At 31.4% G+C, this 14737-nt stretch carries 8 protein-coding genes; 1 reads left to right on the top strand and 7 read right to left on the bottom strand.

Annotation, left to right across the window (positions count from 1 at the left end; all coding sequences use genetic code 11):
* Positions 1 to 58: 58 nt before the first annotated feature.
* The 4 genes from MHM83_RS07420 to MHM83_RS07405 form a co-directional block, all read right to left on the bottom strand.
* Positions 59 to 1123, bottom strand: a complete 1065-nt coding sequence (locus tag MHM83_RS07420; RefSeq protein ID WP_239179025.1) for a phytase — start codon at positions 1121 to 1123, stop codon at positions 59 to 61.
* A 2-nt stretch (positions 1124 to 1125) separates the two neighbouring features.
* Positions 1126 to 3873 carry a TonB-dependent receptor gene (locus tag MHM83_RS07415; protein ID WP_239179023.1) on the bottom strand — a complete coding sequence of 916 codons (2748 nt, stop codon included), beginning with the start codon at positions 3871 to 3873 and terminating at the stop codon, positions 1126 to 1128.
* A 266-nt stretch (positions 3874 to 4139) separates the two neighbouring features.
* Positions 4140 to 4613: a hypothetical protein gene (locus MHM83_RS07410; RefSeq protein WP_159613098.1), complete on the bottom strand. Its 474-nt coding sequence runs from the start codon at positions 4611 to 4613 to the stop codon at positions 4140 to 4142.
* Between the two features lie 42 nt (positions 4614 to 4655).
* Positions 4656 to 10760, bottom strand: a complete 6105-nt coding sequence (locus tag MHM83_RS07405; RefSeq protein WP_239179021.1) for an alpha-2-macroglobulin family protein — start codon at positions 10758 to 10760, stop codon at positions 4656 to 4658.
* A 197-nt stretch (positions 10761 to 10957) separates the two neighbouring features.
* Here MHM83_RS07405 and MHM83_RS07400 point away from each other — a divergent pair, with 197 nt between their 5' ends.
* Positions 10958 to 12310: a UDP-N-acetylmuramate--L-alanine ligase gene (locus tag MHM83_RS07400; protein WP_239179348.1), complete on the top strand. Its 1353-nt coding sequence runs from the start codon at positions 10958 to 10960 to the stop codon at positions 12308 to 12310.
* Here MHM83_RS07400 and MHM83_RS07395 read toward each other — a convergent pair.
* From MHM83_RS07395 to MHM83_RS07385, 3 genes are all read right to left on the bottom strand, one after another.
* Complete coding sequence (locus MHM83_RS07395; protein WP_239179019.1) at positions 12294 to 13379, bottom strand: nucleotidyltransferase family protein; 1086 nt, start codon at positions 13377 to 13379, stop codon at positions 12294 to 12296. The two genes, MHM83_RS07400 and MHM83_RS07395, sit on opposite strands and share 17 nt — an antisense overlap.
* Positions 13369 to 14490 (bottom strand): hypothetical protein, encoded by a 1122-nt coding sequence (locus tag MHM83_RS07390; protein ID WP_239179017.1) that lies wholly within the window; start codon positions 14488 to 14490, stop codon positions 13369 to 13371. Before MHM83_RS07390 ends, MHM83_RS07395 begins: the two co-directional genes overlap by 11 nt.
* 63 nt (positions 14491 to 14553) lie before the next feature.
* A complete protein-coding gene (locus MHM83_RS07385; RefSeq protein WP_047789856.1) occupies positions 14554 to 14736 on the bottom strand; it encodes a hypothetical protein in 183 nt (60 codons plus the stop codon).
* Position 14737: the final 1 nt, after the last annotated feature.

Raw genomic sequence — 14737 nt, 5'->3', positions numbered from 1 at the left:
AAGCCTCTTGGTTTTACCAAAAGGCTTTTTAAATTACACAACAAACACACGATGTATACTAATCTAAATGTAGACTTTTAGAAATTTTTTGCCAGTCAATGATCTTAAAATTTTGATGTAAACTGTCTTTACCTTGGGTATTAGCACCATCTTGCGCAATAAAGAATCCTTTAGGGTATTTTGTACCAAAATTAACAGAAGTTACATCAATTCCGTCCGTATCGTAGGTGCCGTCAATAGTACCGTCTTTTAATGAAAAGCTTCCTAGGTATTGATTGTTAACTCTATCAAAAACAGCATAACTGTTATTTCCTTGTGAGGATAAAATAATATACCCTTTTCCATTTCCAGCATCGTATAAGGTAACACCTTCAAAATCATCCTTCATATTCAAATCGTTGGTGCTGATAACCTTTACGCGCTTATTTTCAGCATTAGGTTCTGCATCGTATTTCCACAAAGCTTTGTTCTCTTCTCCAATATATACCTTAGCGTGTACATCATCGGCAACAATACCTTCTCCTTGACTTCCTAATGAAAATTCACGAACTAACTTGGCATCAATTTGAGTGTTGTTTTCAAACAGTTCCCATTGCTCAACACCACCTTTTTTACCAACCATAAAAACATAAAATTTGTTAGTTTTTGGGCTCTTGTACATTCCTAAACCATAAACCTCTCTTAAGTTAGAAGTTATTTTTCGTGCAGCAGCATCTTCTAATTCACCTGTAGGTTTTACAATCAATATAGAAATAGTATTGTAGGTTCTATTACTAGCGGTAACTACCGAAACTTCTTTTCCGTTTAATAAGAATCCATCACGAATATCAACATTATTTACACGTCCTATTTTATAAGAATACAAACGTTTTCCTTCTAAATTATAAACTTCTAAACCTTCTTTTTTGTTTGTGCCAATTATGGTTGATTTTGTTACATCAGCGGGATTTATCCACACACACGGATCATCAGCAGCGTCGTCAAAAGAAGTAACAGGTGCTGTTTCAGCATCAGCAACTAAAGCTACTACAGGTTTGGCTTGCGGGTTTTGATGGACTATTTTTTCAACTTTACAAGCGCTTAAAATAAGGCAAGTAAGTGTTATTTTGTATACTTTATTCATTCTTAAAAATTGTATTTTAAACCAGCATTCCAGTTATAGTTATAAAACTCAGCTTGCATTGTTTGGTGTTTTGCTCCTTGGTAAAAGCGTAATTCTTGATTAGTTAAGTTTTTTGCTTCAGCAAAGACTTGTAAGTTTTTAGTAATACGATAAGATGCATTTAGGTCTACAAACAATTGTTCGTCATAAAATACATCCGTAAAAGCATCTTCTCCGTATTCAAAAATATAATCATCAGCAAAGTTTAAAGAGGCTCTAATTGATAGTTTAGAACTTTCATAGGCTAACGATCCGTTAAACATGTTTTTAACAGCACCAGCCAAAGGTAACCCATCTTCTCTGTCGGCAATACCATCTGTTTTAGAGTCTGTATAGGTATAGTTACCATACACAGTTAAGTTTCTTAAGAAGCCAGGTAAGAAGTTTAATTTACGTTGTAAAGCCACTTCAAAACCATAAATTTCGGCAGTACCTCCGTTAAAAGGTCGTGTAACATCATAAGTTTCTGTTACACCTCCAATGGTAATTGGTTCTTCAGTAACTGAATTGTAAATAAATTGATCTAAATCTTTGTAAAAAACTCCAGCTGATATAATACCTACATTACTAAAATAGTGTTCAAACATTAAATCAAAGTTCATCGCTTCAGTAGGGTCTAAATTAGGGTTTCCATACTCAGCTTCAATATCATCACTATTAATGTTTCTATAAGGAACTAAATCGTAATAGTTAGGTCTCGCAATAGTATTTGTCCAAGCAGCTCTAACAATAGTATTTTTATCAATATTGTATTTAGCTTGTAGGTTAGGTAACCAGTTGGTATAGTTTCGAGTTCCTGATGTTTTAGTTACATCACTTAAATCATCAGCTGTTTCAACATCAATGGCAAAGCCGTTATAATCTATTGTTGTTTTTTCAACTCTTACACCAGCTATAAAAGAAAAGTTGTTACCTAAGTTTTGTTGTAACATTCCGTATGCAGCATAAATGTTTTCATTAGCATCGTAGTTTTCAGGAACAAATTCATCTAATACAAGTTCACCACCTGTTAGGTTTAAATTTCCTAAAAATTCTTTTGAAACGAAAAGACCTGATTTATAATCGTCACCTGCTAAATAACCATTAATAGTATAATCTTTAGTAGTGGTAGTATTCATGGTCGGAAATTGATCTTCTAAATCATACTCATAAAAGCTATTATCTCTTACTTTTTCTTTGTACTTGTACTTAAAACCAAATTTTAAAGAGTTTTTGTAAGCCCCTGTAGCATTGATAGGAGCCAAAATATCAAAATTAGAACTGATTTTACGTTCTTGTGTAAATCCTTGTTGTTGGGTTACTTCTTTGTAATCAAAAGCTGAAGGGTCGTTAAAGTCATTGTTTGTTGGTCGTAATACAGGGAAGTTTGTTCGCGAGAAGTCTTGCATAACTTCAATGTCATCATTCTCAAAACTAATATAACGTTCGTCTGGACGTTCTTCCTTGGCTTTGGCAGTTCCTGTTTTCCAGTTTAACTTAATGTTTCCGAAAATAATATGTTCTCCACCTACAGATATATTATAAGTGCTTTGGCGCTCTAAACGTGTGTTGTCATTCGTATCATTGTTGATACCTCCTTTAGTTTGACGACGTACTTCAGCTTTTGATACTCCTGTAGCATCTGGTTTGTCTATTTTTCTAAAACGCACTCTATAACGGTTTTCATAGTCGTTTCTCTGATTGTACATTGATTTAAAGAAAAGCGTATTGTTGTTGTCAGGTGTCCAGTCTAAGTTGGCGGAAACACTCATTCTATTTCTTTTTACATCGTAACGTCTAATATCGTGTTCACCAATGTATGTTTTGTTATTTTCTTTTTCCCATTCAAACTCAACATTATCTGAACCATAATCGTTAGAGTTGTATGAAGCATTGATTACATAGCCTAGTTTGTCTTTAAAAGCTCTGTTAGCAACTAATGCAGAAACATTATAGTTAGGCGTATTTCTTACAGGATTTTGTCCGTAAGAACCAGCAACGAAAGCTCTAAAAGTAGTAGGAGCAGAGCGTGTAACTAAATTAACAGAGCCACCAATAGCGTCTCCTTCCATATCAGGAGTTACTGCTTTGTTAACTTCAATAGTTTGAATCATGTCTGAAGGAATTAAGTCCATTTGAACTCTACGGTTATCTCCTTCAGCAGATGGAATTCTGTCACCATTTAAGGTTACTGAGTTTAATTGAGGAGCTAATCCGCGAATAACTATATCTCTAGCTTCTCCTTGGTCGTTTTGCATAGAAATACCCGGAACACGTTTTAAGGCATCTCCAATATTGGCATCAGGGAACTTTCCTACTTGATCGGCAGAAATAATGTTGGTTATATTCTCTTTGTTTTTTTGTTGATTTAAGGCTTTAGCTTGCCCTTTCCCAATACTTCCTTTAATAACAACTTCATCCAACCTATCTATTTTAGGTGTTAGAGAAAAGTTTTTAGATTGAATACTGTTTGTGAGCGTAATGTTTTCTGTTAGGGTTTGATAACCTAAAAATGATATTTGAACCTCGTAATTTCCTACAGGAATATTTAAAAGTTCATAATTTCCATTAAAGTCGGTAGAAAACCCAACTTGTAAAGAAGGAATGCTAATAGTAGCTCCAGGTAAAGGTTGATTGGTTTCGTCTAAAACTCTTCCTTTTAAACCGGATTTGCTTTGTGAGTATCCTAAAATACTTACCAAGCAAAGTGTAATTAGTATTATTTTTTTCATTTTGAAATCTTTAGTGAATTGTCCACGGCGAAATTATTTACGATAACTAGCAACAAGATTTCAAATTTGTTAGTAAAAAATTATTAAAACTTATACATAAGGTTGATTATATGTTAATTAGTTGAGGTTTTTATAATGTTTAAGTATTCTTTATTTAATATAATAATCACCTTTTAAAAACATTTGATATTTAACTTTTGAAGTTTTAAAATAAAAAAGCCTCCAAATTAATTTGGAGGCTTTTTTTATATGTAGTTTAACGTTTTTTAGAATTGGTAACGGATACTTAAACCAAAGTCAGAGTTGAACCCGTCATAATAATCACCAAAACCAATTTCTGGTCTATAATCTAATGACAACATCAAAGGAATATCAAAATTATATTCAATACCAACAACACCAGCTGCGAAAATATAGGTTTCTGAGGCGTCTACATTTTTTACATTCCAATGCCCAAGACCACCACCAGCACCAGCATACCAGTTAAAACGATTTTCTAATTGCCATACCCATTGATATAAACCAGTAGCTTTAAAGCCGTCATAATTACTACCGTTACGTAAACCTAAATCTATTTCCAAACGATTGGCATCACTTAATCTACGTTGGTAAGTTATTTCAGCTCCAAAACCATCATTATCACCTAAACGAAGACCTATTGCGTTATTTGAAATTTCTTGTGCATTTGCAGTGAAAAATGAAATGGTTAAAAAACCGATGAATAAAAAGATTTTCTTCATAATTTTTAATTTAGTGTTTTGTGAATGCTAAGATAAATTATTTTACTTAATTAGTAACCTTTCTCCTTTTGAATGACTACTAAACTCGGGAGCATACATACTTTGAATAGTTGTGATTCCGTTACTAAAGTTTCCTGCATTATTTACACGAACATCATACTCAAATACATATACTCCCTTAGGTAAACGATCGAAAAAGAAATTTGTTGCAGCATCTTTTGTACTTTCATAATACCCTAAACCATCTTGCCATTTGTATTGTGATAATACGTTAATCGGTTCAACTCCGCTTGCTCTCATATCTTTCATGTGTACAAATTCCATATCTCTATCAGAACGAAGTTCAATTCTAACAGTTATTAAATCTCCTACATTTAATTGTATGTTTTCTGTAACTTTTTGAAGTTGTTTACCCGTATTAGTATTTACTTTCTTAAATAGTTTTTTATTTAATTGTAAAGGTGTTTTAGCAGAAGTAATTTTATCTAAATCTTCAAAATATTGCCAATACAATCCACCCCAAGCAATACCTTTTCCTTTTTTAGAAATACTAACAGTACTCATATTAGGAGTAATTTCAGAACCATTCCAAGAGGTTTTAAAATAACCAGTACCCGCTTCAACTTTTGTGTCTTCTAATTTAGAAGGATTGATTGTTTTCTCTCCAATTGTTACATCCACCATATCAGTTACCGAAATCCAATCACTACCTTGTAATAATAATGCATATACAGCTTCAGTAGTTGCTTTGGTAGTTTTCCAACGATTGGTTTGTTTATTTTTTAGTAACCATATTTTTAGATTATCAACAGTTTGAATATCATTTTCAATTTCTGAAAAAGCTTCAATTAACAACGATTGGGTTTCAATAGGGGCTTGATGCCAATACCAACTCGGTTGATTTTCTTTCCAATACATTCCTAACTCATCAGAAGTAATACTGTTTTCTCTTAAAGATTTTAAAATTTTATTAGCAATTGATGTATTACCGCTTCTAAATTGTAGTAGGGCAATTTGTCCTTTTCCGTATAAACTAAACTCTTTCCAGTAAGTTGCTGTTTGATTTTTGTAGTATTCAATAGCGGTTTTAGTTGTACTATTAACATTGATATCTTTATAAAAAGAACGCATGTATAAATACTGAATGATAAAGTAGTTAAGGTGGTTTTTTTCCAAATACTTAGTGTATTCTTTTTGTCCTTTTTCAGCTTTAATACGTTCAGCACTTTCTAATAACTTCTTGTAGGTATGTTCAACTTCAGCGTCTAAAAAGTGAATAGCATCAACAAGCATCTTTTTTGTAGAATTATCTACCTTGGTGATACCTAATTTTTGTAAATGTCCAAAACCAGTAGCAATATGATTCGTGATATAAACATTAGGATTATCATTCCCTTTAAACCAAGGGAATCCTCCATTGCTTAACTGCATTTGCAGTAGTTTATTAATAGCGTTTTGTTGTTCGTTTTTCATTTTGTTTAAATCAAATAACAAAGCAATACGCTTTTTTTGTTCTGTTTCTGATTGAGCATCACGTAACCAAGGAGTTTCCTGGATAATCAATGATTTTAACTCTTGATTCTTTTCTAAGTTGCTCAATAAAGCATCTGAAGCTTTCCAAGCATTGAACACCTCTTGTATTCTTGGATTTGAATTTGCAATATGACTAGCGAGTGTGTTTGCATAATAACGAGCAAATGTTTGTTCACTACACTCGTACGGGTATTCCATTAAATACGGTAAAGCCTGTACAGCGTACCATGCAGGGTTTGAGGTAACTTCTAACGTTAATTTATGGTGGCTGAGCGTAGTCGAAGTTTGATTTTTAAGCTTATCTAATGTGAATGTTTTGGTTTGATTTGAACGAACCCACATAGGTAGCGTTTCTGTAACTAACATTCTGTTTGATAAAACAGGCAATACATTTTGTTCTCCATCAGAAAAATCTCCTGCCTTGGCAATTACTTTATATTGAATTGCTTGATAAGTATCAGGAATTGATAAGTTCCAAGATACATTCGTGTTTCCGTTAGAATTAACACTGAAAGACTGGTTTTTAGAAGAATTACTTAACAGGTTGATTTCTTTTCCGGTAATAGCATCAGTTAATATAAGTTGTGCTGTACCTTCTAAGTTTTTATCAGAAATATTAGCAATTTTAGCACTGAATGTAATTTGATCACCTTCTCTTAAGAATCTAGGAGCATTAGGCATTACCATTAACTCTTTTTGAGTAACAGTAGTTAATGTCTTGGTAGCTGACTGCAATTCTTTTGTGTGTGCTAGTAGCTGCAATTTCCAACGAGTTAAAGCTTCTGGAGTGGTGAAGCTAAAGGTGATATTCCCTTCTTTATCGGTTTGTAAATGAGGATAGAAAAAAGCAGTTTCTTGAAGGTTTTTACGAATTTGAACTCCATCTAAAGAAACGTTTTCTTTTTTAGGAGGTGGATTAAAAGAAGCATCTTTAGAAGAAAAAGGAACACTACTATCTTCCATCTCAGCTTCTTTCATAATAGCTTCTGGTTCCGAAATTTCATTTTTTAACCTCCTAGAAGCCCCTCTTAAAAGGACATCTTTATTCATTCCGAAGTAAAAACCAAACCAATTTAATTGGTCGTATCGTTGAGTTTTAAAAGATGATGGATAAGTATTGTTAAAAACTCTGAAACGTTCATTACCAAAACTTTGATATGCATTAGCGTTACCAGTATACGAGTAATATGTAGAAGTAGAGATAGGTGAAAACTCCCAATTATGAGGTTTAAATTCATCTAAAGAAGCATCGTACATACTCGCAAGCATCTCTGCTGCTACTTTGTTATTTTTGTCGTTTTTAATGGTAAAACTCCATGTTTCTTGAGTTCCAGGTTGTAATTTATCTCTAAACGTATTGGTTTCTATAGTAATGTTATCTTGTTCATTTGGAACAGAAATAGGAATTATTCCACTTACAAAACTATTGTAATTCACAAAATAGTATTTAATAACAAACCCGCCAACATCTTGTTTCGTAACAGGAACTTCAATTGTTTTGATTTTGTTATTTAAATGAATAAGCTCTGTGTTTACGATGGTATGATTCTTTTCTATTTGAACTATAACCGTAACATCTTTTGAAGCAGAACCAATTTGTAACTTAGCAATGTCATTTGGCTTATAAGTTGTTTTATTTGTGTTATACGTGAACAACTGATTGTCGGTTACACTTTTTTCTTTGTTATCAATTATTGTAAAAAGAGCTTTGTCTGTAACATCTTGTCCAAACTTATCTTTAGAACTTAATACGGTTATGTATTTACCAGAAGCCCATTTTTTATAGTTATTAAGTATAATTTGTTTAGATTCTTCTGTATTGAAATTTTGCTCAAATACTAATTTTTCTTTTTTCCAATTATGAGGATTTTGTTCTTCCGAAGTGTAAGCTTCATGAGGAAATAAGTTTCTAAACTCACTTTCTGAAATATCTTGATAATCTGGAGTATCCCAAGATCTTTTACGTAACGGATTTTTAGGAGCTTGTAATTTGTATATTTTAATGCTTCCTTTAGCAGGTGCAAATTCCCCGTTTAAATTTTTACTTGATATTTCAATTGTTGTTTCCTTGTCCGATTTATGTATTGTAGAAGGAATTTGTAAAGTAGCAAGTAATGCATGATACCCAACTTTTACAATAGAGGTTGCTGAGCGAGTTTCTCCATTAACATCGGTTACATCAGCTGTGATTTCATATTCAAAAACAGGTAAGTTTTCTTTGTTTACACTTTCATCAGGTAAGGCTTTGAAAGTAATTGAAAAGTTACCTTGTGCATCAGTTGTTAATTCACCGTGTGTAATTTCTTGTGCTTCTGAAGTAAACTGAGGTTTACGCCAGTACCACCAAATAGGGTATTGTACTTTACGATGCACGCGATATACTACTTTAGCATCTGTGATAGTTGAACCAGCAAAAGCTTTTGCAAATCCGTTTACTGTAATGCTGTCATGTAACTTATAGGTTTTTGTTACAGGTTTAAATTCTGTTTTAAACTTAGGACGTTTATATTCTTCAACTGAAATATGAGTGATATAATCTTCTCTCTCAAAATCAAAATCTATAGTCTTATAAAACCTGCTTTCTTGTTTTTCACTTTTATCAATAGAAAACCAATATTCACCAGTTAACCCTGTATTTGGTAGTATAATTTCACCAGAAGCTGACCCATATTCGTTTAGCTTTAGGTCTAGTGTTTTTACTGCTTCACCGTTAACATTATTTAATGTTACTTGTATAAACTCATTGGTGAAAGGCGTTGATTTTTTTTCTGTTTCTTGAATGAAAATAGTTTTGAAGTATACAGTTTGTCCTGGTCGATAAATGCTTCTATCAGTAAAAATAAAAGATTTAATATTTATACGATTATCATTTGTAGTAGGAGAGGCTTGTTTTTGATATTTATTCAGGTAATAGTTACCAAAAACTGCTGAATCGTTTTTATGTGTTACAGTAACGTACACATTACCATAACTAGCATCACTTTTAAAAGAAGCAAATCCGTTTTTATCAGTTGTTATTTTTTTGTGAATCGATTTTCCATACCTATGTTGCTTGTTTTGTAATAATAATTCAGCGTCTTTAACAGGCTTTCCAGTATTTCTATCAACAACTTGGTAGGTTTTTACACCATCATTATTATTTTCAACCAAAACTAAATTGGTTGCTTGTAAATGAGCAGTAGCATATAAGTCTTCAGAGTTAAAAGTATCATTCTGGTGTGCTATGATTAAATAATTTCCTTGAGTTAATTCGGGAACTACTACCTCAGTTGTGTGTAATAAATAATCTTTTTCATTTCGTAAGTTACTATTCCATGAAGTAGCTTTTGTAAGCTTTTTTATAAAGTTAAAGCGTTCTTCTTCTTTATGAATTTTTTGAAGCTCTTCTAATTGTTTATGATCAATTTTATAAGCAGAAAAGTACAGTTTATCGATATTGTTATAAGTAACTAGTAACCTAGAGTGAGATTGGATGGGTACAAATTTTTCAGAAAGAATACTGAGTGATGTAGCTGTGATTTGTTGTTGTAAAGCTTCACATTTTTCAGCAGCTAAACTTTTAGGAAACTGCTTAATGACCTTTTTACAGATAGCAAGTGCTTCTTTGTTTTTAAAACGAAAGTCTTCGTTTTTTTTAGTTTTATAAGATCCAGCTTGCTGATTATAAATTCTAGCTATTTCATAACTATATAATCCAGAAACTTCATTGTTCTTGTAATTATTAACTGATGTTTTTAGTGTTTGTAATAATAACTCTTGTTTGTTATTTAAGGTTATATGCTGCTTAACAAACTGTAATCGTTGAATGTCAGCATCCACAACCGCATTAAGATTCTTGTTTTTTAAATGAAAGGTTATTAATTTTTGATAGATTTTTAAGGCATTAAACTGTAATGATAAATCATCTTTTGTAGTGAGGTTTAAAGCAGAAAACTTATCAGCTTCACTTAAGTATAAAGCGTTATCAATTTTAAATTGATAAGTAGGCTTTGTGATGTTAGTTTCTGTGGTTTTATAAAACTCTAAGGCATTGTGCGCTAAAAAATCAAATAGGGTAGGGCGGTATTTTTTAGAGTCTTTTTCTGCTTGAATAATATCTTTAAAAGTATAAATGTCTGTTTTTTGTAGTGCAGATTCATTTTCTAAAGAATTTTGATAGTGACAATGAATTTCAGCAAACAACGTATTTAAGTCCCATGTTCTAAAATCATTTCCATCTACTTTTTCTTGTGTTTGGGTACGATTGTAAAATTTCCATCTATTTTGATTAAAATACTGCCAGTATAAGTTAGCTAATACATTTTCTAATACATTTTTCGTCGGAAAATTATGTTGATTAATTTGTTGTTTAAACTCATCAATAATTTTTAATTGCGCATTTTCTTCTAAAGTTAGAGCATACTTACTTTTATAAAACAATGATTTTATAATTTGAGGAGCATTGTTACTTTTTTCAGCTTTATCGTAAATAGTGTTTACTATTTTTAAAGCAGATTTAGGTAAGTTTTCAGCTTCAAGCTTGTGCACCTTTTCCCATAGGTTGGCATAGTTTTCTTGGGCGTGTGCTAAGGTTGAAAATAAAATCATTAGTAAAATAGGGGTTATTCTTTTCATTTATCTATATTTTTTGATGCTAATCGTAAATTTATATGAACAAAACACTTAAAAACAGTAGTTTTTTACAAGTTAAAGTTTGTAAAGATACTATTTGAGTGAGTTAACATAGCTATTTAATGAGTTTCGATTTAAAGATACTTAAAATTCTCGCTTGGTTTTGTATTTTTGACGCTTACATTACAGATAACAACACTATGAAAATTCACTTTATAGCCATCGGAGGTAGCGCAATGCATAACCTAGCAATCGCATTACAACAAAAAGGATACCAAATAACAGGAAGTGATGATACAATTCATGACCCGTCAAAAACTCGTTTAGCAAATAAAGGTTTATTACCGAATGAGTTTGGTTGGTTTCCAGAAAAAATAACCGCTGATTTAGATGCTGTAATTTTAGGAATGCATGCAAAAAAAAATAACTCAGAGTTATTAAAAGCGCAAGAAATTGGAGTGAAAATTTATTCATATCCAGAATTCTTATATGAGCAGTCTAAAGATAAAACTCGTGTGGTTATAGGTGGTTCTCATGGAAAAACAACGATTACTTCTATGATTTTACATGTGTTGAATTATCATGATAGGGAAGTAGATTACATGGTAGGGGCTCAGTTAGATGGTTTTGATACAATGGTACATTTAACCGAAGAAAATGAGTTTATTGTTTTAGAAGGAGATGAATACTTGAGTTCTCCTATAGATATGCGTCCAAAGTTTCATTTGTACAAACCGAACATTGCATTGTTAAGTGGAATTGCTTGGGATCATATCAATGTGTTCCCAACGTTTGAAAACTATGTTGAACAGTTTTCAATTTTTACAGATTCTTTAACGAATGGTGGAATTATGGTGTATAATGAGGAAGATGCGATTTTAAAAGAAGTTATAGAAAGTTCTAATCACCCGATAAAAAAATATCCTTATAAAACCCCACATTATTTTATTGATAATGGAATTACTTATTTGGAAACTGAAGAAGGAGATTTACCGTTAGAAATTTTTGGAGAACATAACTTACAAAATTTGGCAGGAGCAAAGTGGATTTGTCAACACATGGGAATTGATGAAGATGAGTTTTATGAAGCGATAGCAAGCTTTAAAGGTGCAAGTAAACGTTTGGAAAAGATTGCTGAAAATTCTTCAACAGTTGTGTTTAAAGATTTTGCACATTCACCATCTAAAGTAGCAGCTACGACAGCAGCGGTTAAAAATCAATATTCAAATAGAACTTTGTTAGCATGTTTAGAACTGCATACTTATTCGAGCTTAAATGCTGAGTTTTTATCAGAATACAAAGGCGCTTTAGATAAAGCTGATAAAGCAGTAGTATTTTATTCTCCCCATGCAGTAAAAATTAAACAATTAGAAGAAGTTTCAACAGTACAAATAGCGAAGGCTTTTGAACGAGATGATTTGATTATATATACAAACCCAAAAGAGTTTAAGGAGTTCTTATTTAGTCAAAACCTTGAAAATGCTGCCTTATTATTAATGAGTTCTGGTAATTATGGCGGTTTAGACTTTGATGAGGTTAAAGGTCTGGTGTAAAACCTAATTTCCTTTTTAACCAGCTAATATCAGTTATTTTAGAAAAGAAAAACTTAAAGTATGATTTTTTAAATAAGGCTTTACATAAAATATGAATTCTTATTGATGTTTTTAAGTAGTGTTTTAATACTACTTTCTTTATTTTGTTATATCGATTTAGAGACAAACTCTGTAAACAACTAGATATATATTGTTGACTTTTTTTATCAGATGTATATTGAAGGTTTTTAGGCTCTGACAAGAGTTTGCAGTATAAGTCTAAACCAGCATTTAATTCTTTAGATAGCTTATTATCATATATTTTGGTTTGTACTTTTAACTTATTACCTAGTAAAAAAACGTCATAGGCACCTCGAAGATTAATGTTCTTTAAAAAGTAATTGTAGTCATTTACTAGTTTAGAAAAAACGGTTAATTTGATTTGGTTTTTGAGAGACAGTACAGTGACATCATTTACACTCAATAGAGAATCTTTGATACTATTATAATTAAAAAATGTAGTCTTGTCTTTTCGTAATATATCTTTATGAATTTCTACAGCTGCAATCTTATTTGGATGTGTAATTCTAGGTAGATGTCTATGATCCTCAAAAAGCTCAGAAATTTTATTGGTATACCCGTTAGTTTGTAGAAGCTTATAGGTCGTTTGGATATATTTTTTCTCTACCAAAAAATCAATATCTCCCACCATACGTTCAGCAATATCTTCATATAACCCTTCAAGTAAATTACCAGTTCCTTTTAAAAAAATAGGAATGATGTTATTTGAGAGCAAAAGCTCGTTGATTTCTTTGGCTTCAGCTATAATATATTCATTTCGTTTTCTGTTTAGACTAGTAATGTGTTGCATATACTCTACTAAATCAGTTGGTAAATAGTGTAAGAAGTCAGCTCGTTTTAAATTACAATATAAAGCAGGAAACACATATTGAGCTGTACTTACTTTAACTATAGTGTTCCAATCAACCGTATTATTTTTTATTTTTTCTTCAACCAGTTTACAATTGTCTCTTTCATGAGTGATTGTTAAACATTTTGCAACAAATAAAAGGGTTTCATTATAATTCATCAGCAAAGATTTTTTTGACAGTAGTAATCATTTTTTGATTATCAGAATAGGTTAATTGATAGCATGGTAGTTTTTCAAACCAATCTAAGAAAAGCTCTGCATTTTGAGATATTGGAGACAACCAAGAATCAGGAACTAACTGTTCAAAGGCTGTAATATTTGAAATTTTATCAATGATTAAACCACTGTTTTTTTGATACTTAATAAAAATTAAAGCTTTGCAAGGTAACTTTAAAGAGTAATCATGATTATTTGTAGGCAGATAACGAACAATTTTATTTAGTCTTTTAAAATGATATTCGGCGGATGTTTTTAGCTCAGGATATATTGGAAGTAAGGTTTCTAGACTATTCTTCTTGATAGATATAGCAGAAGGAAAACTGTGTACATTTAAAGAGTTGTCAACAGGTACAAAATCATCGGCTAAACAAGTAAAACCATTGGCTTGTAATAATGCTAAAGATGTACTTTTTCCATTTCCAGAGTCTCCTAAAAATAAAATAGAATTATTGTTATTGCTAATTGCTGAAGCATGAAAAACACCTATCCATTCATCTTCATTTTTTTTATGGACTTTTTGTACTAATTCCATAGAAAATTTGCCCTGGAAATAATGTACTTCTCTCAAGCTCCAAGTATCAATAACAATATCATCTACGGAAAGAGAAATGCTATTGTTATTACTAAAGATTTCAAATTTATGATTGATATTTTTAGTTTCTTCAGTTTCTAAATGAGCAAACTTAGGATGAATTAGAGAAGTTTCTATGTCAGAAGCATATTTCACTTCTAAAATTATATCCTTTATTTTATAATATTTTATTGAAGTAAAATATGTTGGTTTAACTACAGGTTGAGTTTTACTTTTATTGTTAGTTTCTTTTGAAGAGATAAGTAAAGTCTCAATATCTATAACTAAACTGAACGCTTCTTTATAAGTAATATCAACTTGCTTAGTAATCTGAGTAGTTATCTTTTGCTTATCAACGTTTTGATCTAAAAGAGAGAGTATTTCAGCCACAAGAGGATCTACAACAAGATATTCATTGTTATCTTGAAACCAAACAATACTTTTATTATCTATGTTTCGTTTAATTATTTTATTTATCATGATTGACTAAAGATAAAAAACCTCGATAATTTTATCGAGGTTTTTTGGATGAAGTTTTTAAGATTAAAATCCACTACCAGGATCTTCTGGGGCGCTTTGTGCTTGTGCTTTTTGAGGATTTAAAATCATGTAAGTTCCTAAAGCCGTTAAAGCAGCATATTTACTATAACCGCCAATTTTTTTTAGAGCTTCTTTGCGAGTGATATTTTTAGAATCTGTATCAGTCTTTTTTATGTTTTTCTTCATA

Origin of the sequence: Tenacibaculum sp. Mcav3-52, from assembly GCF_022347665.1 — a bacterium.
Lineage (GTDB): Bacteria > Bacteroidota > Bacteroidia > Flavobacteriales > Flavobacteriaceae > Polaribacter > Polaribacter mesophilus.
The sequence above is the reverse complement of the archived record's forward strand: the minus strand, read 5'-3'. Positions and strand labels throughout refer to the sequence as shown.

Excerpts from the sequence above, each read along its gene's own strand:
- MHM83_RS07420 (WP_239179025.1), bottom strand. The coding sequence starts at position 1,123 with ATGAATAAAGTATACAAAATAACACTTACTTGCCTTATTTTAAGCGCT.
- MHM83_RS07415 (WP_239179023.1), bottom strand. The coding sequence starts at position 3,873 with ATGAAAAAAATAATACTAATTACACTTTGCTTGGTAAGTATTTTAGGA.
- MHM83_RS07410 (WP_159613098.1), bottom strand. The coding sequence starts at position 4,613 with ATGAAGAAAATCTTTTTATTCATCGGTTTTTTAACCATTTCATTTTTC.
- MHM83_RS07405 (WP_239179021.1), bottom strand. The coding sequence starts at position 10,760 with ATGAAAAGAATAACCCCTATTTTACTAATGATTTTATTTTCAACCTTA.
- MHM83_RS07400 (WP_239179348.1), top strand. The coding sequence starts at position 10,958 with ATGAAAATTCACTTTATAGCCATCGGAGGTAGCGCAATGCATAACCTA.
- MHM83_RS07395 (WP_239179019.1), bottom strand. The coding sequence starts at position 13,379 with ATGAATTATAATGAAACCCTTTTATTTGTTGCAAAATGTTTAACAATC.
- MHM83_RS07390 (WP_239179017.1), bottom strand. The coding sequence starts at position 14,490 with ATGATAAATAAAATAATTAAACGAAACATAGATAATAAAAGTATTGTT.
- MHM83_RS07385 (WP_047789856.1), bottom strand. The coding sequence starts at position 14,736 with ATGAAGAAAAACATAAAAAAGACTGATACAGATTCTAAAAATATCACT.